Annotated in this window: 22 protein-coding genes and 1 riboswitch; of the genes, 9 read left to right on the top strand and 13 right to left on the bottom strand. The window is 70.9% G+C overall.

Going from position 1 to position 23496, the window contains the following annotated elements:
* Positions 1 to 97: 97 nt before the first annotated feature.
* From IE252_RS16095 to IE252_RS16080, 4 genes are all read right to left on the bottom strand, one after another.
* Complete coding sequence (locus IE252_RS16095) at positions 98 to 1609, bottom strand: glycoside hydrolase family 3 protein (RefSeq protein ID WP_190090068.1); 1512 nt, start codon at positions 1607 to 1609, stop codon at positions 98 to 100.
* Between the two features lie 9 nt (positions 1610 to 1618).
* Entirely contained in the window at positions 1619 to 2473 is an 855-nt protein-coding gene (locus tag IE252_RS16090; protein WP_190090067.1) for a carbohydrate ABC transporter permease, read from the bottom strand.
* A gap of 3 nt (positions 2474 to 2476) precedes the next feature.
* The gene (locus IE252_RS16085) at positions 2477 to 3475 is read right to left on the bottom strand and encodes a carbohydrate ABC transporter permease (RefSeq protein ID WP_190090066.1); all 999 of its coding nucleotides are present in this window, start codon (positions 3473 to 3475) and stop codon (positions 2477 to 2479) included.
* 79 nt (positions 3476 to 3554) lie between these two features.
* On the bottom strand, positions 3555 to 4838 hold the full coding sequence (locus tag IE252_RS16080) for an extracellular solute-binding protein (RefSeq protein ID WP_190090065.1): 1284 nt from the start codon (positions 4836 to 4838) through the stop codon (positions 3555 to 3557).
* A gap of 283 nt (positions 4839 to 5121) precedes the next feature.
* Between IE252_RS16080 and IE252_RS16075 the strand changes: the two genes are divergently transcribed.
* The 5 genes from IE252_RS16075 to IE252_RS16055 all read left to right on the top strand — a co-directional run bounded on the left by IE252_RS16075 (position 5122) and on the right by IE252_RS16055 (position 11723).
* The gene (locus tag IE252_RS16075) at positions 5122 to 5886 is read left to right on the top strand and encodes a GntR family transcriptional regulator (RefSeq protein WP_190090064.1); all 765 of its coding nucleotides are present in this window, start codon (positions 5122 to 5124) and stop codon (positions 5884 to 5886) included.
* Between the two features lie 143 nt (positions 5887 to 6029).
* Positions 6030 to 6284 carry a DUF3311 domain-containing protein gene (locus IE252_RS16070; protein ID WP_190090063.1) on the top strand — a complete coding sequence of 85 codons (255 nt, stop codon included), beginning with the start codon at positions 6030 to 6032 and terminating at the stop codon, positions 6282 to 6284.
* On the top strand, positions 6281 to 7912 hold the full coding sequence (gene mctP, locus IE252_RS16065) for a monocarboxylate uptake permease MctP (RefSeq protein WP_229848422.1): 1632 nt from the start codon (positions 6281 to 6283) through the stop codon (positions 7910 to 7912). Before IE252_RS16070 ends, mctP begins: the two co-directional genes overlap by 4 nt.
* A 147-nt stretch (positions 7913 to 8059) precedes the next feature.
* Positions 8060 to 8183: riboswitch (cobalamin riboswitch) on the top strand.
* A gap of 130 nt (positions 8184 to 8313) precedes the next feature.
* Positions 8314 to 10692, top strand: coding sequence for a ribonucleoside-diphosphate reductase subunit alpha (locus IE252_RS16060; RefSeq protein WP_190090062.1), 2379 nt, complete (start codon positions 8314 to 8316; stop codon positions 10690 to 10692).
* Positions 10692 to 11723, top strand: a complete 1032-nt coding sequence (locus IE252_RS16055) for a ribonucleotide-diphosphate reductase subunit beta (RefSeq protein WP_190090061.1) — start codon at positions 10692 to 10694, stop codon at positions 11721 to 11723. Before IE252_RS16060 ends, IE252_RS16055 begins: the two co-directional genes overlap by 1 nt.
* A 67-nt stretch (positions 11724 to 11790) precedes the next feature.
* Here the strand turns inward: IE252_RS16055 and def are convergent, their stop codons facing one another.
* The 8 genes from def to IE252_RS16015 form a co-directional block, all read right to left on the bottom strand.
* On the bottom strand, positions 11791 to 12423 hold the full coding sequence (gene def / locus IE252_RS16050; protein WP_190090060.1) for a peptide deformylase: 633 nt from the start codon (positions 12421 to 12423) through the stop codon (positions 11791 to 11793).
* Between the two features lie 58 nt (positions 12424 to 12481).
* Positions 12482 to 13471: a tetratricopeptide repeat protein gene (locus IE252_RS16045; protein ID WP_188275983.1), complete on the bottom strand. Its 990-nt coding sequence runs from the start codon at positions 13469 to 13471 to the stop codon at positions 12482 to 12484.
* A gap of 114 nt (positions 13472 to 13585) precedes the next feature.
* Positions 13586 to 14854: an HD-GYP domain-containing protein gene (locus IE252_RS16040; RefSeq protein WP_190090059.1), complete on the bottom strand. Its 1269-nt coding sequence runs from the start codon at positions 14852 to 14854 to the stop codon at positions 13586 to 13588.
* Positions 14851 to 16227 carry an HD-GYP domain-containing protein gene (locus tag IE252_RS16035; protein WP_190090058.1) on the bottom strand — a complete coding sequence of 459 codons (1377 nt, stop codon included), beginning with the start codon at positions 16225 to 16227 and terminating at the stop codon, positions 14851 to 14853. The genes IE252_RS16040 and IE252_RS16035 overlap by 4 nt, the downstream gene beginning before the upstream one ends.
* Positions 16228 to 16392: 165 nt before the next feature.
* A complete protein-coding gene (gene rsrA / locus IE252_RS16030; RefSeq protein WP_101389996.1) occupies positions 16393 to 16686 on the bottom strand; it encodes a mycothiol system anti-sigma-R factor in 294 nt (97 codons plus the stop codon).
* Positions 16683 to 17327, bottom strand: coding sequence for a sigma-70 family RNA polymerase sigma factor (locus IE252_RS16025; protein ID WP_180357259.1), 645 nt, complete (start codon positions 17325 to 17327; stop codon positions 16683 to 16685). The genes rsrA and IE252_RS16025 overlap by 4 nt, the downstream gene beginning before the upstream one ends.
* Before the next feature lie 246 nt (positions 17328 to 17573).
* Positions 17574 to 18212 (bottom strand): alpha/beta hydrolase family protein, encoded by a 639-nt coding sequence (locus IE252_RS16020; RefSeq protein ID WP_190090057.1) that lies wholly within the window; start codon positions 18210 to 18212, stop codon positions 17574 to 17576.
* 263 nt (positions 18213 to 18475) lie between these two features.
* On the bottom strand, positions 18476 to 19297 hold the full coding sequence (locus IE252_RS16015) for an SOS response-associated peptidase (protein WP_190090056.1): 822 nt from the start codon (positions 19295 to 19297) through the stop codon (positions 18476 to 18478).
* 49 nt (positions 19298 to 19346) lie between these two features.
* On the opposite strand from IE252_RS16015, the gene IE252_RS16010 reads away from it, so the two are divergent.
* The 4 genes from IE252_RS16010 to IE252_RS15995 all read left to right on the top strand — a co-directional run bounded on the left by IE252_RS16010 (position 19347) and on the right by IE252_RS15995 (position 22826).
* Positions 19347 to 20051 (top strand): M50 family metallopeptidase, encoded by a 705-nt coding sequence (locus IE252_RS16010; RefSeq protein WP_229848421.1) that lies wholly within the window; start codon positions 19347 to 19349, stop codon positions 20049 to 20051.
* Positions 20052 to 20077: 26 nt separating this feature from the next.
* The gene (aroA, locus tag IE252_RS16005; protein ID WP_190090055.1) at positions 20078 to 21403 is read left to right on the top strand and encodes a 3-phosphoshikimate 1-carboxyvinyltransferase; all 1326 of its coding nucleotides are present in this window, start codon (positions 20078 to 20080) and stop codon (positions 21401 to 21403) included.
* A 15-nt stretch (positions 21404 to 21418) separates the two neighbouring features.
* Positions 21419 to 22432 (top strand): ribosome small subunit-dependent GTPase A, encoded by a 1014-nt coding sequence (gene rsgA / locus IE252_RS16000; protein ID WP_190090054.1) that lies wholly within the window; start codon positions 21419 to 21421, stop codon positions 22430 to 22432.
* 70 nt (positions 22433 to 22502) lie between these two features.
* Positions 22503 to 22826, top strand: a complete 324-nt coding sequence (locus IE252_RS15995; RefSeq protein ID WP_101389989.1) for a DMT family transporter — start codon at positions 22503 to 22505, stop codon at positions 22824 to 22826.
* Positions 22827 to 22842: 16 nt separating this feature from the next.
* Here IE252_RS15995 and IE252_RS15990 read toward each other — a convergent pair whose 3' ends face one another.
* Positions 22843 to 23481, bottom strand: coding sequence for a TetR/AcrR family transcriptional regulator (locus tag IE252_RS15990; protein ID WP_190090053.1), 639 nt, complete (start codon positions 23479 to 23481; stop codon positions 22843 to 22845).
* Positions 23482 to 23496 lie beyond the last annotated feature (15 nt).

The raw sequence follows: 23496 nt of genomic DNA, 5'->3' as shown, positions 1-23496 counted from the left end.
AAGCGCTCCGAAGGGGCGCACTTAAGGGGCGCGGGGAACTGCGCGAGCAACCCACCACGGTCCGCAGCCGACGAACTCGGCCGTCCGCCCGAGGGCTTTAGGGAAGGGGTGGGGTGGGGAGCAAAGCCTCGGCGGCCGCTCGGCCGCAGACTCTTGCCGCCCCGTGCGTCGCGATGTGGACGGAACCCCGCGCCGCAGCCTGCGGCACCCCCATCTCGATCACCACCGTGTCCGGACGCGCCGACAGCAGCGCGGACAGGGCCGAGGACATCCACGGATGGCGGTGCTCGTCGCGGACGACGGCGACGATCCGCCGCCCACCAGCCGCGGCCAGCACCGACGCGGGGTCCGCCGATGGACCGTACGTACCCGTCACAGTCCCCGGCAGCAGAGCCGAAAGCTCCACCCCCACCCCCCACGGCGTCTCGTCCCCGACCGCGATGTTCGCCACGGGAGTGAAGGACGCCACGTACGGCGGGGCCGAAAGGGGCGCGGCAGAACCCGTCACCCGCAGCGCCCGCCGCGCCGCCACCAGCCCGATGTCGGAACCGGACGCGGCCCCCTCCGCCGCGCCCGGCCCCGCCACGCTCCCCCTGGCCTCCCGCGTCCAGGACGCGAGCGCGCGGACCCGGGCCGCCGCGTCGGCGAGGCGCGACTCGGGCAGTTCACCGGCCCGTACCGCCGCGACCAGCGCGTCCCGCAGCCGCAGCACGGTGTCCTCGTCCGCGAGCCCGCCGCCGACGCACAGCGCGTCCGCCCCGGCCGCGATCGCGAGGACCGAGCCGCGCTCGATCCCGTACGTCGAGGCGATGGCCTGCATCTCCACGGCGTCGGTGACGATCAGCCCGTCGTAGCCGAGTTCCTCGCGCAGCAGTCCGGTCAGGACGCGCGGGCTCAGCGTCGCCGGGCGGGTCGGGTCGAGCGCGGGCAGCAGGATGTGCGCGCTCATGACCGACTTGGAGCCCGCGGCGATCGCGGCGCGGAAGGGCACCAGTTCACGGGCGTGCAGCGTGTCCAGGTCCGCGTCGATGCGCGGCAGCGCGTGGTGCGAGTCGACCGCCGTGTCGCCGTGGCCCGGGAAGTGCTTGGTGCAGGCGGCGACTCCGGCGGACTGCAGCCCCTCGATGTACGCGGCGGTGTGCCGCGCCACGAGCTGCGGGTCGGCGCCGAAGGACCGTACGCCGATCACCGGGTTGTCGGGGTTGGAGTTCACGTCCGCCGACGGGGCCCAGTTGAGGTCCACTCCGCAGGCCGCCAGGCGGCGGCCCAGCTCGTGGGCCACCGCGCGGGTCAGGTCCGTGTCGTCCACCGAACCCAGCGCCAGGTTGCCCGGGAACGACGAGCCCGTGCGGACCTCCAGACGGGTGACGTCCCCGCCCTCCTCGTCGATGGCCACCAGGACGTCGTCCCGCTCGGACCGCAACTGGGCGGTCAGCGCCGCCAGTTGGTCCGCGGTGGCGATGTTGCGGCCGAACAGGCCCACCGAGGTGAGGCCCTCCCCGATCCGGCGCAGCAGCCAGTCGGGGGCGGTGGTGCCGACGAAACCGGGCTGCAGGACGGTCAGGGCGTCGCGCGTGAGTGTGTCGGTGCTGCGTGCGATCGTCGTCATGGGGCGGCGTTATCCCTTCACTGCGCCGGCCGTCAGACCCGCGGCCATCTTGCGCTGGACGAGGAGGAACAGAGCCACGATGGGGACGGCCATCATGGTGGAGCCGGCCATCATGGGGGCGAACTCGGTGCCGTGCTGGGTGGTGAAGTTGGACAGCCAGACGGTGGCGGTCTGGTGGTTCTGGCTCATCAGCATCAGGGCGTAGAGGTATTCGTTCCACGCCTGGATGAAGCCGTAAACCGAGGTGGCCACCATGCCCGGGGCCAGCAGCGGGAAGACCACGCGCATGAAGGCGCCGGTGCGGCTGCACCCGTCGACCATCGCCGCCTCCTCCAGCTCCTTGGGGACGTTGACGATGAAGCCGCGCAGCGTCCAGACCGTGAAGGGGAGGATGAAGGTGAGGTAGGTGAGGACCAGGCCGGACAACTTGTCGTACTGGCCGAGGTCGTTGAGGAGCAGGAAGACCGGGATGATCATCGCGACCAGCGGGACCATCTGGACCGCCAGGATGCCGATGATCACGACCTTGCGGCCGCGGAAGGCGAACCGCGAGATGGCGAGCGCGGCCAGCAGGCCGACCGCGATGCCGATGACCACCACGACGACGGAGACGATCAGCGAGCGGCCGATCGAGCCCCAGAAGTCACCGATGTCCAGCGCCCGGCGGAAGTTCTCCAGGGTGAAGGACCGGGGGAAGAAGTGCGGGCTCGGGTCGATCGCGTCCTTGGACGGCTTGAGCGCCGTGTTGAGCATCCAGTAGACCGGGAAGCCCGCGGTGGCGAAGACCAGCAGGCCGAGCAGGTTCCAGCCGAGCTTGGACTTCTTGCCCTTGGGGCGCTTGAGCGCCGGGGTAGAGGTAGCCATCGGTTACTCCACCTCTCCGATCTTCAGCATCTGGCGCATGTACACGGCGATCACACCGAGCAGAAGGAGCACGGTGAGCAGCGCGATCGCGGCGCCCTGCGAGTAGTCGTTGACCACGAACGCCTTGTCGTACGAGTACGTGGTGAGGAGCTGGAACTCGGGCTCGGGGTGGTTGCCGCGCATCACGAAGACCTGCGGGAAGACGCCCATGTCCCAGATGACCGAGAGGGTCGCGAGCATCACGATGATGGGCTTGAGGATCGGCAGGGTGACGTGCCGGAAGACGCCCCAGGCGCCGGCGCCGTCGAGCCGGGCGGCCTCTTCGAGCTCCTTGGGGACCTGGGTGAGGCCCGCGCTCAGCGTGATGACGACGAACGGCACCGCGCCCCAGACCACGAGCAGCATGATGACGGCGAGGCCCTGGGTGCCGCTGGCGAACCAGTTGTGGCCGATCATGTCCATCCCCGGCAACTGGCTGAGCAGCCAGTTCAGTACGCCGAAGTCGGTGTCGAACATCCACTTGAAGATGGTGATGGCGACGACGATGGGCATGCCCCAGCTCGCCACCAGGGCGATGTTGACCAGGGTCTTCACCCAGCCGGAGACCCGCTGGAGCAGCAGGGCGATCAGCATGCCGAGCACCATGGTCAGCACGACCGCGGTGAAGGCGAACAGGACGGTGCGGACGACGACGGTCCAGAACTCGTTGTCGCCCAGGACCTTGGTGAAGTTGTCGAAGCCGACCGACTCCGGGTCTTTGAACCCCCAGAGCTGCGGCTGCCCGAACTTCTGGAAGGACAGGGTGACCAGGCGTACCAGCGGATAGCCCAGGACGAGGGCGAGCGCCAGGAGGCAGGGGGCGAGCAGCGCCCAGGGCACCGCCGCCTGTCCCGCACTGCGCTTTCTGCCCGGTCCCTTCGGGGGCTTCCCGGATTCCCCACCCGGTCGTGGGTCGCGCCGCGCCGGCGGCACCTTGGCGGTGGTTGTCTCTGCGGCACTCATCGCGCGCTCCTAGCGGTCCCTCTCCGGTACTGGCCGGGCGAGGGCCCCGTCGCTCTCCGACGGGGCCCTCGCCCACAGGTCACTTGGTGTTGATGACCTTGTCGATCGCGGCGTCCGCGTCCTTCGCGGCCTGCTCGACCGACTTCTTGCCGGTGCCGATGGCCTGCAGCATGTCCTGGAGGACCTTGGCCTTCTCGACCTGGCCCCAGCCCGGCGCCATGGGCACGAACCAGCTGGACTCGGCCGCGGTGGCCGGGACGGCCGTCTTCGGGTCCGACTTCAGCGGAGCGAGGTCCGTCTTGTTGTTGGGCAGGTTCTGCTTGGCGATCAGGCCCTTCTGGCCCTGGGTGCCGGTGAACGCGTTGATCCACTCGGCCGCGAGCGCCTGCGCCTTGGACTTGACCGGGACGGCGAGGTCCGAGCCGCCGAGGAAGACCGGCATGGCCTTCCCGGACGGGCCGGGCATCACGAAGTTCTCGATCTTGTCGGCGAGCTTGCCGACCTTGTCGTTCTCCGGGGTCGCGGCGGTGCCGCCCTCCCAGCCGGCGCCGAAGATCAGCGCGGACTTGCCCTGGCCGTAGACGATCGGACGGTCGGCCTCGTCCTTGGTCTTGTCGCCGTGCATGTACTTGCCGAGGATGTTCTTGTACTCGTTCAGCCCCTTGAGGGACTCCGGCGAGGACAGGTTCGCCTTGAACTTGCCGCCGTCCTCCTTGGCGATGGAGCCGCCGGCGTCGTACACGTACGACATGGCCGCGTACCAGTCGCGGGAGGGCTGGTACCAGGCGCTGAACTTGTCGCCCTTCTTCTCCTGGATCTTGTCCAGGTCGGCGGTCAGCTCGGTGTACGTCTTCGGGGTGGCGCTCACGCCCGCCTCGGCGGCGATGTCCTTGCGCCAGGTCGCCACGCGGCCACCGGCGTAGTAGGGGACGCCGTAGGTCTTGCCGTCGTACGTGACCGAGGCCTTGAGGCCGTCGAGCCAGGCGGAGGAGTTGTCGAACTTCGACGGGTCGATCTCGGCGAAGGCGCCCTTGACCGAGTAGGCGAGCATCTCGGTGTTGCCCATCTCGACCACGTCGGGGGCCTTGTCGGTGGCGAGCACCGCGTCGAGCTTGGCGTTCTTGTCCGGCCAGCCGTAGTACTCGTGGCTGATCTTCAGACCCGGGTGCTTGGCGACGATGGCGTCGTCGGCCGCCTTCACCAGGTCCGGCCAGTTCTTCTGCGCGTCGACCGTCAGCCAGACCGTCAGCGACTTGGCGTCGCCGCCCTTGGCGCCGTCGTCCTTCTTGTCGTCGTCGCCACACGCCGCGATGCTGACCAACATGCCCGCGACGCCGATCGCCGCGATGAGCTTGCGCTTCACGCCACCCTCCTCAGGGATGCTGCAACCCCCCGCCCACCGCGAAGACATACGCCGTGTACTGCCTGTGGGGCTGGGACCTGGTCTTTAATGGTTTAGACCAGTACCCGGAGCTTGGCCTAGACCTTTAGGGGTGTCAAGGGTGTATAAGAAGGGCTGTCGCGTCCGTTATCGGACCGACACCTGAGGGAGGGCGACGACCCGTGACCGGTCCGTGCCACCATGTGAGCCGCGACAGACGGAGGAGCCGGTGACGGCAGCAGCGCAGCACTCGGGAAGGCGGGCCATGGCCACCGACGGGAGCGGTACGGAGACAGAGGCGGGCGCCGGCGCCCGTACCGCTCGCGTGCCCAAGTACTACCGCCTCAAGAAGCATCTCCTCGACATGACGGAGACCCTTCCGCCGGGCACCCCGGTGCCGCCCGAGCGCACCCTGGCCGCCGAGTTCGACACCTCCCGCACCACCGTGCGCCAGGCCCTCCAGGAGCTGGTGGTCGAGGGGCGCCTGGAGCGCATCCAGGGCAAGGGCACGTTCGTCGCCAAGCCCAAGGTCTCCCAGGCGCTGCAACTCACCTCGTACACCGAGGACATGCGCGCCCAGGGCCTGGAGCCGACCTCCCAGCTCCTGGACATCGGCTACGTGACCGCCGACGACACGCTGGCCGGGCTGCTCGACATCGCGGCGGGCGGCAGGGTGCTGCGCATCGAGCGGCTGCGGCTGGCCAGCGGCGAGCCGATGGCGATCGAGACGACCCATCTGTCGGCCAAGCGCTTCCCCGCGCTGCGCCGCTCGCTGGTCAAGTACACCTCCCTCTACACCGCCCTCGCGGAGGTGTACGGGGTGCGGCTCGCCGAGGCCGAGGAGACGATCGAGACGTCGCTGGCCACCCCGCGCGAGGCCGGGCTGCTCGGCACGGACGTGGGCCTGCCGATGCTGATGCTCTCCCGCCACTCGCTGGACGGAAACGGCGAACCGGTGGAGTGGGTGCGCTCGGTGTACCGGGGCGACCGCTACAAATTCGTCGCGCGCCTCAAGCGGCCCACCGACTGACATAGCCGGAAATAGCCTCCGGCCTGCACCGACTCCGCGCTCTTTCGCCACGTCCGCTATCCGGACGGGGGTTTCGCGACGGTTATCCGTCCCCTAGATTTCCTGCGCATTACACAGGTGAAGTGAGGGGACGGAGCCAACGTATGCCGGAATCAACGCAAGAGCGGAGACCGGTGATCACGCCCGCGCGCGTGGTCATCGCCCTCTGCCTGATCGCGCCCTTCGTGGCGATGCTCTGGGTCGGTTCGTACGCGAAGGCCGATCCGGCCCTCGCCGGGATCCCGTTCTTCTACTGGTACCAGATGCTCTGGGTGGTCATCTCGACCGCGCTCACCATGCTCGCGTACAAGCTGTGGCAGCACGACCAGCAGGGCCGCAAGGCGGGTGAGGGCAAGTGACTCTCGCAGCCAACGACGGAGTGAACGGCGTCGCGCTCGGCGTCTTCATCTTCTTCTTCCTGGCCGTCACGGTCATCGGCTTCATGGCCGCCCGCTGGCGCCGCGCCGAGAACGAGCAGAGCCTGGACGAATGGGGGCTCGGCGGCCGCTCGTTCGGCACCTGGGTCACCTGGTTCCTGCTCGGCGGCGACCTCTACACCGCGTACACGTTCGTCGCGGTTCCGGCGGCGGTGTACGCGGCGGGCGCGGCCGGGTTCTTCGCGGTGCCGTACACGATCCTGGTCTACCCGCTGATCTTCACGTTCCTGCCCCGGCTCTGGTCGGTGTCGCACAAGCACGGCTATGTGACGACGTCGGACTTCGTGCGCGGCCGGTTCGGCTCCAAGGGCCTCTCGCTCGCCGTCGCGGTCACCGGCATCCTCGCCACGATGCCGTACATCGCGCTCCAGCTGGTCGGCATCCAGGCGGTGCTCGACGTGATGGGCATCGGCGGCTCCAGCAACTGGTTCGTCAAGGACCTGCCGCTGCTCATCGCGTTCGCGGTGCTCGCCGCGTACACGTACTCCTCGGGTCTGCGCGCCCCCGCACTGATCGCGTTCGTGAAGGACACGCTGATCTACATCGTCATCCTGGTGGCGATCATCTACATCCCGATCAAGCTCGGCGGCTTCGACGACATCTTCGCGGCGGCCCGGCACAAGTTCGAGACGCCCAACGCGGCCGGGAAGCCGACGGGCGCGCTGGTGCCCCCCGAGGCCGGGCAGTGGACGTACGCGACGCTCGCCCTCGGCTCGGCGCTGGCGCTCTTCATGTACCCGCACTCGATCACGGCGACCCTCTCCTCCCGCAGCCGCAACGTCATCCGCCGCAACACCACGATCCTGCCGCTGTACTCCCTGATGCTGGGTCTGCTCGCGCTGCTCGGCTTCATGGCGATCGCGGCCGGGGTCAAGGTCAAGAACGGCCAGCTGGCGATCCCGCAGCTGTTCGAGGACATGTTCCCGGACTGGTTCGCGGGCGTGGCGTTCGCCGCGATCGGGATCGGCGCGCTCGTCCCGGCGGCGATCATGTCGATCGCGGCCGCGAACCTCTTCACCCGCAACATCTACAAGGACTTCATCAAGCCGGACGCCACGCCGGAGCAGGAGACCAAGGTGTCCAAGCTGGTCTCGCTGCTGGTGAAGGTGGGCGCGCTGGTCTTCGTCCTGACGATGGACAAGACGGTCGCGATCAACTTCCAGCTGCTCGGCGGCATCTGGATCCTGCAGACCTTCCCGTCCCTGGTCGGCGGTCTGTTCACCCGCTGGTTCCACCGCTGGGCACTGCTGGCGGGCTGGGCGGTGGGCATGGCGTACGGCACGCTCGCCGCGTACGGGGTCGCCTCGCCCACCCAGAAGCACTTCGGCGGCAGCTCCAAGGAGATCCCCGGCATCGGTGAGATCGGCTACATCGGCCTCACGGCGTTCCTCCTGAACGTCGCGGTGACGGTCGTCCTCACGGTCGTCCTGCGAGCCCTGAAGGCCCCCGACGGCGTCGACGAGACGTCCCCGGAGGACTACACGGCGGACGCGGGCGACCCGGGCGTACAGACGGAACTGCCCCCGGCGACGGCGGGCTCGACGCACTGAGCCGAGCCTTCACCGAACGCACACGGGCCGCCGGGAATCCCGGCGGCCCGTTGTCGCTTTCAGGGAAGACGAGTTGACGCTCTGCCACTCCACGGTTTCACCCCGACACAACATGTGGGGGCGCCAACAAGGCGCGGCACAAGATGTATGCTCGTGCTCGCTGTCGCCGCAGGGGAATCCGGTGCAAATCCGGAACTGTCCCGCAACGGTGTACTCGTACGCATTTGCGTACCTGGTCAGTCCGAGGACCTGCCGACAGCGCGCCCTGGCCGGCCGGCCCGGGTGCCAGACGTCCAGGGCCTCGCGGAATGGGCAGGTGGACGCGGCGTACCCCCGCGAGGGGTCTCTCCGTGTGCCCGCACGCTCCCCAAGGCCCCGTGCCGAGCGAGGAGTGCCCCCACGTGACCATCGCCCCTGCGGATCCCGCCTCAGCGATCGCCGAAGAGCCGGCCGATGCCCCCGGGACCGCGCTGCTGCGGACCCTGACCGACCTCACCGCCGATCTGCCGGACACCGACCCCGGCCGTGTCGCCGCCGCCGCGCTGCGCGGCCGCAACGCGCGCTCGGACGAGGCGGAGCTGCGTGGGCTCGCCACCGAGGCCGCCGCCGGTCTGATCTCCGAGGACCCGGCGTACTCCCGCCTCGCCGCCCGGCTGCTGACGGTCACGATCGCCGAGGAGGCCGCGACCCAGGGCTCGGTCACGTTCTCCGAGTCGGTCGAGGTCGGCCACCGCGAGGGCCTGATCGCGGACCGCACCGCCGACTTCGTACGGCTGCACGCGGCCCGCCTGGACACGCTGGTGGCGGACTCCCTCGCGGCCGGCGCCGACGACCGCTTCGGCTACTTCGGCCTGCGCACGCTCTACTCGCGCTACCTGCTGCGGCACCCGATCACCCGCCAGGTCATCGAGACCCCGCAGCACTTCATGCTCCGGGTCGCGGCGGGCCTGGCCGAGGACGACTCGGTGCGCGCGCTCGACGAGGTCGCCTCGCTGTACGGCCTGATGAGCCGTCTCGACTACCTGCCGTCCTCCCCCACGCTCTTCAACTCCGGCACCCGCCACCCGCAGATGTCCAGCTGCTACCTGCTGGACTCGCCGCAGGACGAGCTGGACTCGATCTACGACCGCTACCACCAGGTGGCCCGCCTCTCGAAGCACGCGGGCGGCATCGGCCTCTCGTACTCCCGCATCCGCTCGCGCGGCTCGCTCATCCGGGGCACCAACGGCCACTCCAACGGCATCGTCCCGTTCCTGAAGACGCTGGACGCCTCGGTCGCGGCCGTCAACCAGGGCGGGCGGCGCAAGGGCGCGGCGGCGGTCTACCTGGAGACCTGGCACTCGGACATCGAGGAGTTCCTGGAGCTGCGCGACAACACCGGTGAGGACGCCCGGCGTACGCACAACCTGAACCTGGCGCACTGGATCCCGGACGAGTTCATGCGCCGGGTGGACGCGGACGGCACCTGGTCGCTGTTCTCCCCCGCCGACGTGCCCGAGCTGGTCGACCTGTGGGGCGACGAGTTCGACGCCGCCTACCGCAAGGCCGAGGCAGCCGGTCTCGCCCAGAAGACGATCCCGGCGCGGGACCTGTACGGCCGGATGATGCGCACCCTGGCGCAGACCGGCAACGGCTGGATGACCTTCAAGGACGCCTCCAACCGCACCGCCAACCAGACGGCGGAGCCGGGCCACACGGTCCACTCCTCCAACCTCTGCACCGAGATCCTCGAGGTCACGGACGACGGCGAGACGGCCGTCTGCAACCTCGGCTCGGTCAACCTCGGCGCCTTCGTCCTCGCCTCCGGCGAGATCGACTGGGAGCGCCTGGACGCGACCGTCCGCACCGCCGTGACCTTCCTGGACCGCGTCGTCGACATCAACTTCTACCCGACCGAGCAGGCCGGCCGCTCCAACGCCAAGTGGCGTCCGGTGGGTCTGGGCGCGATGGGCCTCCAGGACGTCTTCTTCAAGCTGCGCCTGCCCTTCGACTCCCCCGAGGCGAAGGCGCTCTCCACCAAGCTGGCCGAGCGCATCATGCTCACCGCGTACGAGGCCTCCTGCGACCTGGCCGAGCGTTCGGGCCCGCTGCCCGCGTGGGACAAGACCCGTGCCGCGCGCGGTGTGCTGCACCCCGACCACTACGACGTCGAGCCGAACTGGCCGGACCGCTGGGCGGCGCTGCGCGAGCGGATCGCCTCGGTGGGCATGCGCAACTCGCTGCTGCTCGCGATCGCCCCGACCGCGACCATCGCGTCCATCGCCGGTGTCTACGAGTGCATCGAGCCGCAGGTCTCCAACCTGTTCAAGCGCGAGACCCTGTCGGGTGAGTTCCTCCAGGTCAACGGCTATCTGGTGGAGGACCTGAAGAAGCTCGGCGTGTGGGACGCGCAGTCCCGCGAGGCGCTGCGCGACGCCAGCGGCTCGGTCCAGGACTTCAGCTGGATCCCCGCCGACGTGCGCGCGCTCTACCGCACGGCGTGGGAGATCCCGCAGCGCGGCCTGATCGACATGGCGGCGGCCCGCACCCCGTTCCTGGACCAGTCGCAGTCGCTGAACCTGTTCCTGGAGACGCCCACCATCGGCAAGCTGTCGTCGATGTACGCGTACGCCTGGAAGCAGGGTCTGAAGACGACGTACTACCTGCGCTCGCGCCCGGCGACCCGGATCGCCCGCGCCGCCCAGGCCACCACCCCGATCCCCGTGCAGCAGGCGGCCCCCGACGCCGACGCGATCGCCTGCTCCCTCGAAAACCCCGAGTCCTGCGAGGCCTGCCAGTAATGAGCTCCAACTCCGACAAGACTGTGCTCAATAAAAACCTGCTCGACCCGGGCTTCGAACTGACCCTGCGTCCGATGCGCTACCCGGACTTCTACGAGCGCTACCGCGACGCCATCAAGAACACCTGGACGGTCGAGGAGGTCGACCTCCACTCCGACGTCGCCGACCTCGCCAAGCTGTCGCCGGGCGAGCAGCACATGATCGGCCGGCTGGTCGCGTTCTTCGCGACCGGCGACTCGATCGTGGCGAACAACCTGGTGCTGACGCTCTACAAGCACATCAACTCCCCCGAGGCGCGGCTCTACCTGAGCCGTCAGCTCTTCGAGGAGGCCGTGCACGTCCAGTTCTATCTGACGCTGCTCGACACCTATCTGCCCGACCCGGACGACCGCGCGGCGGCGTTCGACGCGGTGGAGAACATCCCCTCGATCCGCGAGAAGGCGCAGTTCTGCTTCAAGTGGATCAACGAGGTGGAAAAGCTTGAGCGCCTGGAGACGCAGGCCGACCGCCGCCGCTTCCTGCTCAACCTGATCTGCTTCGCGGCCTGCATCGAGGGCCTGTTCTTCTACGGTGCCTTCGCCTACGTGTACTGGTTCCGCAGCCGCGGCCTGCTGCACGGCCTCGCCACCGGCACCAACTGGGTGTTCCGCGACGAGACGATGCACATGAACTTCGCCTTCGAGGTCGTGGACACCGTCCGCAAGGAGGAGCCCGAGCTCTTCGACGACCTGCTCCAGCAGCAGGTCACCGACATGATCAAGGAAGCGGTGGAGGCCGAGCTCCAGTTCGGCCGCGACCTGTGCGGCGAGGGCCTGCCGGGCATGAACACCGAGTCGATGCGCGAGTACCTCCAGTGCGTCGCCGACCAGCGCCTGCAGCGCCTCGGCTTCGCCCCGGTGTACGGCTCGTCGAACCCGTTCTCCTTCATGGAGCTCCAGGGCGTCCAGGAGCTCACGAACTTCTTCGAGCGCCGCCCGTCCGCGTACCAGGTCGCGGTCGAGGGCTCGGTGGGCTTCGACGAGGAGTTCTAGTCCTCTTTACGTGAAGGGGCCCCGCACCATTCGTGGTGCGGGGCCCCTTTTCGGCTCTGTGGCGAGGTCAGGCGTTCGGAACGACCTCGTAGCGCGGGGTGCCCTCGGCCATCTGCTTCAGCGCGTCCTTGCGGTCGCGCTTGGAGAGCCGGTCGATGTACAGGTACCCGTACAGGTGGTCCGTCTCGTGCTGGAGGCAGCGGGCGAAGTAGCCCGTGCCGCGCACCCGGATCGGGTTGCCCTCGGCGTCCTGGCCGCTGACCTCGGCGTAGTCGGGGCGGGCCAGCTCGGCGTAGGCCGTCGGGACGGACAGGCAGCCCTCGTTGGACTCGTCCAGGACGCGGCGGTCGGCCGGCAGTTCCTCAAGGACCGGGTTGCACACGACGCCGACGTGGCGCACGCCCTCGTCGTCCATGCAGTCGTAGACGAAGACCTTGAGGTCGACGCCGATCTGGTTGGCGGCCAGGCCCACGCCCTCGGCGGTGCGCTGGCTGGCGAACATGTCGTCGATCAGCGCGGCGAGCTTGTCGTCGAACTCGGTGACGTCCTTGCACTCCTTGTGCAGCACCGGGTTGCCGACGACCGTGATCGGCCGGGACGTGCCCCGCGCGCGGTACGCCTGCTCGCGCTCCTCGCAGTCCTCCGTGTCGACGACGAACCCGTCGTTCTCGACCTGCTGGTCCGTCTCCTGCTGCGACATGTCCGCCGTACGCCTTCCTGAAAACCCGATTCCGAACCCGTACAGCCTACGGGCACGGTCAGCAGACTTCTTCGAGATCCCGCCACTCGCGGCTGTCGGGGCTGTCCGCGACCCAGCCGTCGAGCAGCCCGCGCACCAGGCCGGGCGGCGCCGCGATCCCGCACTCGCGCTCGGGCACCCACAGGTCACCGGCCGTGCGGTGGCCCAGCGGGCCCGGGTGGCCCGGCTCGCTGTGGTCGTGCGGGTCCAGGTGTTCGCCGTCGCCCTCGTCGCTGGGCATCCGCGACTCCGAGCAGGCCCGGCACAGCAGCCGCACCGACGAGGACCAGTCCTCGGCGGCGAAGCCCGCGTCGGCCGCGAGCCGCTCCAGCGCGTCCCGGTCGGCCTCGGTGGCGGCCTCCAGGAGCACCACCCAGGTGGGCACCGGCGAGGGCGCCCAGAGCTCGATCTCGTCGAAGACCGGGAAGGAGGGCCCGGCCGCGACCGTCCGCTCGCCGTGCGGCACCCCGTCGTGCAGGACCACCTCGCCCCAGCGCCGCCCGGAGGACGGCAGCGGGATCGACAGGACCTCGATCCGCGCCGGGTCGAGCCTGCGGCCCCACACCACCTCGGCCTCGCCCTCGGGCGAGAGCCGCACGGCCGCGCTGCCCAGCTCCATGCCGGACGGCTCGCCGGTGCCGGTGGCGGTCTCCTGGTAGCCGCGCACCTTGAGGCCGTACGCCTGCCAGGCGCGGCGGGCCAGCGGCCAGTCCTGGAGCGCGGTGGCGGCGATCCCCACGTTCCACCAGTCGGGGGCCCCGGTCTCCTTGTCGAGCAGCGCGACGGCGCGCAGGCCCGCGGCCCGCGCCTGTTCCCAGTCGTGCCGGAACTTGTGCAGCAGCGCCAGGTTGAACCAGGACTCGGAGAGCCACGGTTCCAGGTCCGCGGCGCGCGTCAGCAGCGCGCCGGCGTCCTCGTACCTGCCGTCGCCGATCAGCGTGAACGCACGGTCCGTGGCCTGCCGCCACGAGGCGGAGGGCCGGTGCCGTCCCTTGCCGAAGATCCTCACGATTCCCGCCTGCCCAGACCGACCTGCCTCCGAGCCGGTCTTTCGGTCTCCCAGTTTTCTGGGTTCTTTCGCATCCAACCATGCCCGGCCGGAAGGCCGCTCATTACTCCTGGGTTACCCAGGTGCCACCAGGGTCAGACAGCCCTTGGCCAGGACGCGTGCGAGTGATTCGACGACCTCGGGCTGGTAGTCCCGGCCGGTCCCGAGCCGCAGCTGCTCCAGGGCGCTCAGCGAGCTCCCGGGGCCGCCCGGGGCGCCCGCCAGGTCGTCGTAGGCGTTGACCGTACGCACGATCCGGGCGGGCAGCGGCTGCTCGCGGTACGGGTCGGCCTGCCGCTCCACGATCACCGCGACCTCGGCGGGCACCCCGGTCTGGCGCACCACGGCCCCGCCGAGCAGGGCTATCCGGTGCTGCTCGGCGGCGGGCAGCGGCGCGGTGGCCCCCGCGGGCACCGGGTCGACCAGCGAGAGCTGCCCGATGTCGTGCATCAGGGCCGCGTACTCCAGAACGGTCAGCTCGGGCTCGGAGAGCCCCAGCTCGCGCCCCACGGCCCGGCTGAGCACCGCGACCCGGCGGGCGTGGCCCGGCTGGGTGTACCCGGCGATCTCGGTGGCCCGGGCGAGCGAGGTGATGGTCTGCCGGTAGGTGGTGCGCACCGCCGCGTACCGGCGGAACGCCAGCTGGGTGAGGAGCAGCGGCACGCAGAACAGCGGCAGCGCCCACAGCCCGGCGACGGCCACCGCGAGCGCGATGACGGCCCCGGTGGCGCAGACCGCCGAGCCGACGCCGACCAGCGCGCGCAGCTCGTCACGGAGCAGCGGGCCGTACGGGAAGGAGGTGCGGGCCCGCAGCAGCGCGGCGGCGACGACCGCGTCGCACAGCGCGGTGAGCACCAGGACGAGGAGCAGGAAGAGCGCGTAGTACGGGCCGTGGCCGACCCAGCGCTCCAGGGTGCCGGAGTTGTAGAGCGGCTGGAAGCAGGCGGCGGCGAAGGCGACGGTCAGCACCCGCCGGGCCACCTGGTCCAGGCTGGGGCCGCGACCGAGGGCCACGTGCGGGACCGCGCCGACCAGGGCGGCGGCGAGGACGACGGCGACGGCCTGGAGGACGCCGTGGTGGGTGGCGTGCCCGGCGTTCTGGCCGAGCAGGGCGTAGGCGAGGGCGCCCGCCGAGCCGAGCGGCGCGGATTCGCGCTCCTCGCCCGGGGAGCCCCGGCGGACCAGCTCGCCGACCGCGACCAGGGCCCCGAAGGCGAGGGCGACCCCGGGTTCGTCGATCCCGTACCAGAGGGTCCGGGCCAGCGCCCAGGCGGTGAGCGCGGCGGCGGCCCCGTACACCCCGGCGACGGTGACCGGCAGCGGGCGCGGCGCGGCCCGTCTCATGCGTGCCCGGCCGGGGCGGCGTCGCAGGCCGGGACGTTTCCGCTGTCGGCGGCGCCGCCCCGGTCCGGCTCGTCCGCCGTGACCGCGGGGTGCCAGCCGTGCCGGTCGAGCGCGCGCGCCAGCGCCCGCACCATCACGGGGTCGAACTGGCGCCCGGCGCACCGCTCCAGCTCCTCGACCGCCGCCCCGACGGGCCGGGCGCGGCTGTAGGAGCGGGTCGAGGTCATCGCGTCGAAGGCGTCGGCGACGGCGACCACCCGGGCGAACTCGGGGATCTGGGGCCCGGCCAGGCCGTACGGGTAGCCGCTGCCGTCGAGCCGTTCGTGGTGGTGCAGGATCGCGGCGCGCGCCTCGCCGAGGAAGCCGATGCCGCGCACCATCTCATGGCCGTACTCGGGGTGCAGCTCGATCACCGCGCGCTCCTGCGGGGTGAGCGGCCCGTCCTTGCGCAGCAGCCGGGTCGGCACCCCCAGCTTGCCCACGTCGTGCAGGATCCCGGCGAACCGCAGCACCTCCAACCGGCTCTCGTCCATGCCGAGTTCGCGGGCGATCAGCACGGAGGCGAGGCCGACGCGCTCGCTGTGGCCGCGCGTGTAGGTGTCCTTGATGTCGACGGCCTGCACCAGGGCCCGGATGGTGGCCTGGTGGGCGGCGCGCTCGCGGTGGTACTGGGCGAAGACCCAGCACGAGATGTACATCGGCAGCAGCACCAGGAGGGCGGCGGGCGGGCCGTACGGGCTGCGCCAGAGCACGGCCATCATCAGCCCGGCGAGCCCGTGGACGCAGTACGGGGCAAGGGAGCGCGGGAACAGCCCGCGCCAGGCGGTCCGGGCGGGCAGCCGCTCGGCGGTCCACAGGATCAACCCGTCGAGGGCGGCCAGGACCGCGCAGAAGACCAGCGCGGCGGCCCCGGCGGGCAGCAGGGCGTACGGGAAGTCGGGGGCGAGGGCCGGGCCCCCGAGGGCGGCGCGCCCGCCGAGCCGCCGGTGCGCCTCGGCGGCGGCGCCCACGGCGAGCGCCAGCCGGGCGGCGCGCCACAGGCGGCGTATGGACCGGGGCGGCTGTTCGACCGGGCCGAGGAGCGCGCCCGGGACGGCGGCCAGCGCGGCGGCGGCGGGCGGCAGCAGGAACGCGGCGGCGAGCAGGACGGGGAAGAACGAGCCGGAGCCGGTCGGGACGGTGACCCGCCCCACGAGGAAGGGGCAGCGCGCGGGCCATTCGCAGAGCGCGTACAGACCGGCGAGCAGTCCGAACGCGCCCCAGGGGACGTTTCCGCGCGCCACGGGTAACGCGCACGCCCCGGCGGCCACGACGGCGCCCGACAGCACGGCGCGCGCCCCCCAGGGCAGGCTCCGCCGCCGCGGTCCTTCCATGGCACGCCTCCCTCCTGCTCCGGATCGGGAGGATAGGCCCGCGCGGGACGGCGAGTAGGCGCATTGTCGGATTGAACCGTTTAGGTCCCGCCGGATTAGCACCTTCGAGTGACGGAAAAAGGGCCGCGACCGAAGTCGCGACCCTTCCGTGGCACTGCCTGCGGCTCAGCCCTCGGCGACGATGTCCTGATCGGGCACGGCCTGCCCTGAGCGGATCAGATCGATCCGGCCCATGACCTTGGAGCGGAGGTCGGCGGGTACGTCGTCCGACCCGCAGCACCGCTTGACCAGCTTCTTCACGGCCTGTTCGAGCCCGTACTTCTCCAAGCACGGCGAGCACTCCTCGAAGTGCACCTCGAACTTGTTGCAGTCGCTGTCGGGCATCTCGTGGTCGAGGAACTCGTAGAGATGGTCCAGGACCTCAGAGCAGTCCGTCTCGTGCGGCTCTCCGCAGCTCATGAGCCCGAGCCTTTCGCTTCGTCCGACTCGCCGGCGCCGGCCGGGACGAGCCCGCGGTCACGGGCGTAGTCCTCCAGCATTCCGCGCAGTTGGCGGCGGCCCCGGTGCAGCCGGGACATCACCGTACCGATGGGTGTACCCATGATGTCCGCGATCTCCTTGTACGCAAAGCCCTCTACGTCCGCCAGATACACGGCGATACGGAACTCCTCGGGGATCGCCTGGAGCGCTTCCTTCACGTCGGAGTCGGGCAGGTGGTCCAGCGCCTGCGACTCGGCCGACCGCAGTCCGGTCGACATGTGCGACTCCGCGCGCGCGAGCTGCCAGTCCTCGATCTCCTCGGCGGCGCTGCGCTGGGGTTCGCGCTGCTTCTTCCGGTACGAGTTGATGAAGGTGTTGGTGAGAATCCGGTAGAGCCAAGCCTTGAGGTTCGTCCCCTCCCGGAACTGGTGGAAGGATCCGTACGCCTTCGCGTAGGTCTCCTGTACCAGGTCCTCGGCATCGGCCGGGTTGCGCGTCATGCGCAGCGCGGCCGAGTACATCTGGTCGAGGTAGCCGAGGGCATCCCGCTCGAAGCGCGCGTTTCGCTCGGCGGTCGACTCTTCCACGTGGCCGTCGTCGGTCCCTGTGACCGGACCCACCTCCTCGAACGCTGTTGCGAGTCCGAAGCTGGACCCGCTCGAATCGGAGGATAGACGACGATCCGGTCCGCCCGCCGCTCGAATAGGAGCGGTCTTGGCCGCCGACAGCACCGTCCACTCCAGGTCAGCGGCGCGCGAGCGGCTGGGGCAGATGGTCGAACCCATGCGACGGACTCCCTCTCCACGAAATACCAGGCCTACGGATGTTTACGTCCGTCACAACATCGGCCCGGTACGCGGCATTCCCTAGAGGGCGTCGACCCACTGCGCGACGCCTTCGGTGATGATGCCGAGGGCGTCGTCCTGGCTGAGGGAGGCACGCTTGGGGATGGCGAACCCATGGTCCCCAAAGGGCACTTCGACGAGGCCGTATTTGCCGTCTGGGAACTCTTCGGGCCGTCCAAACGGATCATTCCCACCCTGTACGACGAGGGTGGGGACTCCAGCACCGAGCAGCTCGTCCGCGCGGGACTTCTCGGGGCGGCCGGGCGGGTGCAGCGGGAAGCTCAGCGCGAGGACGGCGTGCGCGCCGAGCTCGGCGGCGGTGCGGCAGGCGACGCGGGCCCCGGCGGAGCGCCCGCCCGCGACGACGGGCAGCCCCTGCGCCGCGAGGGCGGGCCAGAGGCCCCGCCACCCCACGTCGAGCGTCTTGGGCGCGGGCGCCACCTTCTTCCCGGCGACGCGCCAGGGCTGCTCGACGAGGGCGACGGTGACGCGGCGCGCGGGCAGTGCGCCGGCAATGGCTTGAAGATCACGTGCGTCGATGCCCCCGCCGGCGCCGTGGCTGACCGCGAGGATCAGCCGTGCCTTCGCCGCGCGACGCCAGGTGATCCGGGCGCCCCCGGCCGGGGTCTCGATGAGCTGGATATCAGTCACGCCTCCCATGGTGCCGGAGGGGCCCTGGGGGCGCGGTGTCCGTCTGCGGGTGAGTGGGTGGCTGCTCGCGCACTTCCCCGCGCCCCTGAGATGCGCCCCTTCGGGCCGCCCAGGGGATTGCCGCGGAGCGGCATTTAAGGGGCGCGGGGAACTGCGCGACCAGCCATCCACGGTCCGCAGACGAACGCAACGGGGGTCCGGGGGTGCAGCCCCTGGGAAACGAGCCTCCACCACCCACCCCCGGAGGGTTTAGGCGAAGGGGCGGGGTGGGGCTAAAAGAGGGTCGGCTCCTCCGGAGCCTCCCACTCCTCCACCAGCTCCGGCCCGTTGTTCCGCACATTGCTGACCGCCGTCGAAACCGCGTACGCCCGCATCAACCCCTCCGGCGGCGCCCCCAGCAACCCCCGCACCTCCTCCACAGAGGAGAGAGAAGGATCCAGCCAAGCGGACCACCGAGCCCGCGGCAGCATCAGCGGCATCCGAGGATGAATGGAAGCCAGCGACGACGGCCCCTCCGCAGGAGCCACCCCCAGCGGCCCCGTCTCCGCCGCCAAAGTGATCACCGAACACGTCGCCCACCACGCCCCCGGATGGTCGTCCGGCAACGACCGATCGCGCCAGAACTCGTACAGCCCGGCCATGGCGAACACCGACCCGTCCACCGGCGAGATGAAGTACGGCTGCTTCCGCGGCCGCTTCTTCTTCCCCTCGACCTCCAGCTCCCGCTCGTCCGCCCCGGTGACCCACTCGTAGTACCCGTCCGCCGGAATGATGCACCGCCGGGCCGCGAAGGGGCGGCGGAACGACGGCTTCTCGTGCACCGTCTCCGCCCGCGCGTTGATCATCCGCGCCGCCCCCTCCGGCGAGCTCGCCCAGGACGGCACCAGCCCCCACTTCAGCTTGCGCAGCTGGCGAACCGGACGGCGGTCGTCCGCGTCTTTCAGTGGACGTTCGAGGACCGCGTAGACCTCTTTGGTCGGGGCCACGTTCCAGTCGGGCGCCAGCGTCTCCTTCGGATCCGGGTCCCACTTCTCTATGTCAAAGACTTCCGCGAGATCCTCGGGCCTACGACTCGCTGCATACCTCCCACACATGACCGTCACCCTGCCACGCGGCAGCCCACCAGAAGGAGCCGTCCCGGAAATGGCCGACGAAATGCCCGACCTGCACCTCTTCGGCACCCAGGCCGCCCCCGCCCAGTGGCTGGTTGTCGTCACCGGGATAGCCGCCCTCGCCGTGGTCCTGCCGCACGGCGTCTGGCGGATCTCGCGCAACGCGATCACCATCGCCCACGAGGGCGGCCACGGCCTGGTCGCGCTGCTCACCGGCCGCCGCCTGGACGGCATCCGGCTGCACTCCGACACCAGCGGCCTCACCGTGAGCCGGGGCCGCCCGACCGGCCTCGGCATGATCCTGACCGCCGCCGCCGGCTACACCGCTCCCCCGCTGCTCGGCCTCGGCGGCGCCTGGCTGCTCGCCGCCCACCACGTCACCCTGCTGCTCTGGCTCGCCACCGCCCTGCTGCTCGCGATGCTGGTGATGATCCGCAACGCGTACGGCGTGCTCACCGTGGTCCTCAGCGGCGCCGCCTTCCTGCTGGTGTCCTGGCTGACCTCGCCCGACGTGCAGTCGGCGTTCGCGTACGCGGTGGTGTGGTTCCTGCTGCTCGGGGGCGTACGGCCGGCCTTCGAGCTCCAGGCCAAGCGGCGCAGGCACAACAGCGGCGACTCCGACGCCGACCAGCTGGCGCGGCTCACGGCCGTACCACCGGCGCTCTGGCTGTTCCTCTTCCACGCCGTCTCGATCTGCTCGCTCATCGGCGGCGGACGGTGGCTGCTCGGACTCTAGGTTCTCCCCCCACTAAAGTGAGAGCCATGACCGAAACGCCCGTGCACCCCGCCCTCTGGCCCGCCCCCGTCGCGAGCGGAGCCGTCGACGCGACGGTCACCGTGCCCGGATCCAAATCGGTCACCAACCGTGCCCTGGTGCTGGCCTCGCTCGCCGCCGAGCCCGGCTGGCTGCGCCGCCCCCTGCGCTCCCGCGACACCCTGCTGATGGCGGAGGCGCTGCGCGCCCTCGGCGTCGGCATCGAGGAGGGCGTCGGCCCCGACGGCTCCGGCGAGGCCTGGCGCGTGATCCCGGCGGGTCTGCACGGCCCCGCCACGATCGACGTCGGCAACGCCGGTACGGTCATGCGTTTCCTGCCCCCCGTCGCCGCCCTCGCCGACGGCCCGGTCCGCTTCGACGGCGACCCCCGCTCGTACGAGCGTCCGCTGAACGGCGTGATCGACGCGCTGCGTACGCTCGGCGCCCGGATCGACGACGACAGCCGGGGCGCGCTCCCGCTCACCGTGCACGGCGGCGGCGCCCTCGACGGCGGCCGGGTCCGGATCGACGCGTCCTCCTCGTCGCAGTTCGTCTCCGCCCTGCTGCTCTCCGCGCCCCGCTTCAACCAGGGCGTGGAGGTGCGGCACACCGGCGCCTCGCTGCCGTCCATGCCGCACATCCGGATGACCGTCGACATGCTGCGCTCGGTCGGCGCGCAGGTGGACGAGCCGGAGACCGGCGGCGAGCCGAACGTGTGGCGGGTCTCGCCGTCCGCGCTGCTCGGCCGCGACCTGACCGTCGAGCCGGACCTCTCCAACGCCCAGCCGTTCCTGGCCGCCGCCCTGATCACCGGCGGCAAGGTGACGATCCCGGACTGGCCGGAGCGCACCACCCAGCCGGGCGACCAGCTGCGCCGGATCTTCACCGAGATGGGCGGTTCCTGCGAGCTCACCGAGCGCGGTCTGGTCTTCACCGGCTCCGGCTCGATCCACGGCATCGACGTGGACCTGAGCGAGGTCGGCGAGCTCACCCCGGGCATCGCGGCGGTCGCGGCGCTCGCCGACTCGCCCTCGACGCTGCGCGGCGTGGCCCATCTGCGCCTCCACGAGACGGACCGCCTGGCGGCCCTCACCAAGGAGATCAACGAGCTCGGCGGCGACGTCACCGAGACCGCCGACGGTCTGCACATCCGCCCGCGCCGGCTGCACGGCGGCATCTTCCACACGTACGACGACCACCGGATGGCCACGGCCGGCTCGATCATCGGCCTCGCCGTGGAGGGCGTCCAGATCGAGAACGTGGCGACGACCGCCAAGACCCTGCCGGACTTCCCGCGGATGTGGACCGAGATGCTGACCGGGGCCGGAAACTGAGCGGGGCCTGAGCAGATGCGCCGCTACGGCAAGAACCCCGACGAGGACGACATCCGGGTCCGCCCGAACCGCAAGGGCAACCGTCCCCGCACCAACATCCGCCCCAAGCACGAGGACGCCTCGGAGGGGATGGTCCTCACCGTCGACCGGGGTCGGCTGACCTGCCTCGTCGGGGACCGTACGGTCACCGCGATGAAGGCCCGTGAGCTGGGCCGCAAGGCCGCGGTGGTGGGCGACCGGGTCATGATCGTCGGCGATCTCTCGGGCGACAAGGACACCCTGGCGCGCATCGTGCGCATCTCGGAGCGCACCTCCGTGCTGCGCCGCACGGCCGACGACGACGACCCGTTCGAGCGGGTGATCGTCGCCAACGCCGACCAGCTGGCCATCGTCACCGCCCTCGCCGACCCCGAGCCGCGCCCGCGCATGATCGACCGCTGTCTGGTCGCGGCGTACGACGCGGGCCTGTCGCCGCTGCTCGTGCTCACCAAGTCGGACCTCGCCCCGGCGGACGAACTCCTGGAGATGTACGGGACGCTGGGCGTCCCCCACGTCGTCACCTCCCGCGAGGAGCTCTACAACGGCGACGCGGCGGACCGGGTGCGCGAGCAGCTCGACGGCAAGGCCACCGCCTTCGTCGGCCACTCCGGCGTCGGCAAGACGACCCTGGTCAACGCGCTGGTCCCGGAGGACCAGCGACGGATCACCGGCCACGTCAACGCGGTCACCGGCCGCGGCCGGCACACCACCACCTCCGCGCTGGCGCTGCCGCTGGCCAGCGAGCACGGCGGCTGGGTGATCGACACTCCGGGCGTACGGTCGTTCGGCCTGCACCACGTCGACCCGTCCCGGGTCATCCTCGCCTTCCCCGACCTGGTGCCCGGCACCGAGAACTGCCCGCGCGCGTGCAGCCACGACGAGGCGGAGTGCGCGCTCGACGCCTGGGTGGCACAGGGCCACGCCGACCCGGCCCGGCTCTACTCGCTGCGCCGCCTGCTCGCCACCCGGGAGCGCCACGAGGGCGACTGACGGGCGCCCCGTGCATAATCGCATCCAGCAATGACGAGCAGTCACCTATGCGTTGCGGGAGGGCTTGGACATGGCGTGGCTGCTGGTGGTGGTCGCCGGAATCCTGGAGACGGGGTTCGCCGTCTGTCTCAAGCTGTCGCACGGCTTCACCCGGCTCGCCCCGACCATCGCCTTCGCGGCCTTCGCGCTCGGCTCCTTCGGTCTGCTGACGCTCTCCCTGAAGAAGCTGGACGTGGGCCCGGCCTACGCGGTGTGGACCGGCATCGGCGCCGCGGGCACCGCGATCTACGGCATGGTCTTCCTCGACGACGTGGTCTCCACGCTGAAGCTGGTGTCGATCTCACTGGTGATCGTGGGCGTGATCGGCCTCCAGATCTCGGGCTCGGCGCACTGACACCGCGCTTTCGGCGTTACGGCACCGGCCGCATCGGCGTGCGGGCGAGCACCGCACGCACCTGGGCCGCGTGCCCGCCCCCGCCGTGCGGCCCGGGCGGTCCCGGGTCCGGCGCCAGTACGTACGACAGGGCGAGCCGCACCACCGTCTCGCAGCAGCGCGCCAGCTCCACCGGCTCCACCGCGGGCAGGTCCTTCTCCAGGACCGCGAGCGAGCGGTCCCGTACCGTCGCCACCAGCTCGGACGGGCCCGGAACCCCGGCGTCCGCGCGCCGCTGCGCCGGTACGGGAGAGTGCGCGCCCTGCGTGCGGTGTGCGCGCGGGGCGGGCAGCCGCTCGCTCCAGCAGCCGGTGAGCAGCGCCCGGATCAGCGCGCTGGTGCGGGCCGAGCGCACGGTCCACTCGGCGAGCGCGACCAGCCGGTCGGCCGGGACCGCCCGCTCGGCGAGGACCCGGTCGACCCCGCGCAGATAGACGTCGGCCTCGCGCCGCACCAGGGCGCGGGCGAGGCCCTCCTTGCTGCCGAACTCGTTGTAGAGCGTCTGCCGGGACACCCCCGCGGCCGAGGCCACGTCCACCATCCGCACCGCCGACCAGGGCCGTGCGGCGAGCGCCGAGACGGTGGCGTCCAGTAAGGCTTCTCGCGCTGTGGGCATCGCGCCTCCCCGGGC

This window comes from Streptomyces melanogenes, assembly GCF_014649795.1.
In the GTDB taxonomy this organism is placed as follows: domain Bacteria; phylum Actinomycetota; class Actinomycetes; order Streptomycetales; family Streptomycetaceae; genus Streptomyces; species Streptomyces noboritoensis.
This window is presented reverse-complemented; position numbering and strand designations above follow the sequence as displayed.

Bases quoted from the DNA above. Each gene is read 5' to 3' on its own strand.
- IE252_RS16075 (WP_190090064.1), top strand. From the start codon at position 5,122: ATGGCCACCGACGGGAGCGGTACGGAGACAGAGGCGGGCGCCGGCGCC.
- IE252_RS16070 (WP_190090063.1), top strand. From the start codon at position 6,030: ATGCCGGAATCAACGCAAGAGCGGAGACCGGTGATCACGCCCGCGCGC.
- IE252_RS16040 (WP_190090059.1), bottom strand. From the start codon at position 14,854: ATGAGACGGGCCGCGCCGCGCCCGCTGCCGGTCACCGTCGCCGGGGTG.
- IE252_RS15995 (WP_101389989.1), top strand. From the start codon at position 22,503: ATGGCGTGGCTGCTGGTGGTGGTCGCCGGAATCCTGGAGACGGGGTTC.
- IE252_RS16085 (WP_190090066.1), bottom strand. From the start codon at position 3,475: ATGAGTGCCGCAGAGACAACCACCGCCAAGGTGCCGCCGGCGCGGCGC.
- def (WP_190090060.1), bottom strand. From the start codon at position 12,423: ATGTCGCAGCAGGAGACGGACCAGCAGGTCGAGAACGACGGGTTCGTC.
- IE252_RS16010 (WP_229848421.1), top strand. From the start codon at position 19,347: ATGGCCGACGAAATGCCCGACCTGCACCTCTTCGGCACCCAGGCCGCC.
- IE252_RS16020 (WP_190090057.1), bottom strand. From the start codon at position 18,212: ATGGGAGGCGTGACTGATATCCAGCTCATCGAGACCCCGGCCGGGGGC.
- IE252_RS16090 (WP_190090067.1), bottom strand. From the start codon at position 2,473: ATGGCTACCTCTACCCCGGCGCTCAAGCGCCCCAAGGGCAAGAAGTCC.
- IE252_RS16055 (WP_190090061.1), top strand. From the start codon at position 10,692: ATGAGCTCCAACTCCGACAAGACTGTGCTCAATAAAAACCTGCTCGAC.
- IE252_RS15990 (WP_190090053.1), bottom strand. From the start codon at position 23,481: ATGCCCACAGCGCGAGAAGCCTTACTGGACGCCACCGTCTCGGCGCTC.
- rsgA (WP_190090054.1), top strand. From the start codon at position 21,419: ATGCGCCGCTACGGCAAGAACCCCGACGAGGACGACATCCGGGTCCGC.
- IE252_RS16035 (WP_190090058.1), bottom strand. From the start codon at position 16,227: ATGGAAGGACCGCGGCGGCGGAGCCTGCCCTGGGGGGCGCGCGCCGTG.
- rsrA (WP_101389996.1), bottom strand. From the start codon at position 16,686: ATGAGCTGCGGAGAGCCGCACGAGACGGACTGCTCTGAGGTCCTGGAC.
- IE252_RS16015 (WP_190090056.1), bottom strand. From the start codon at position 19,297: ATGTGTGGGAGGTATGCAGCGAGTCGTAGGCCCGAGGATCTCGCGGAA.
- aroA (WP_190090055.1), top strand. From the start codon at position 20,078: ATGACCGAAACGCCCGTGCACCCCGCCCTCTGGCCCGCCCCCGTCGCG.
- IE252_RS16095 (WP_190090068.1), bottom strand. From the start codon at position 1,609: ATGACGACGATCGCACGCAGCACCGACACACTCACGCGCGACGCCCTG.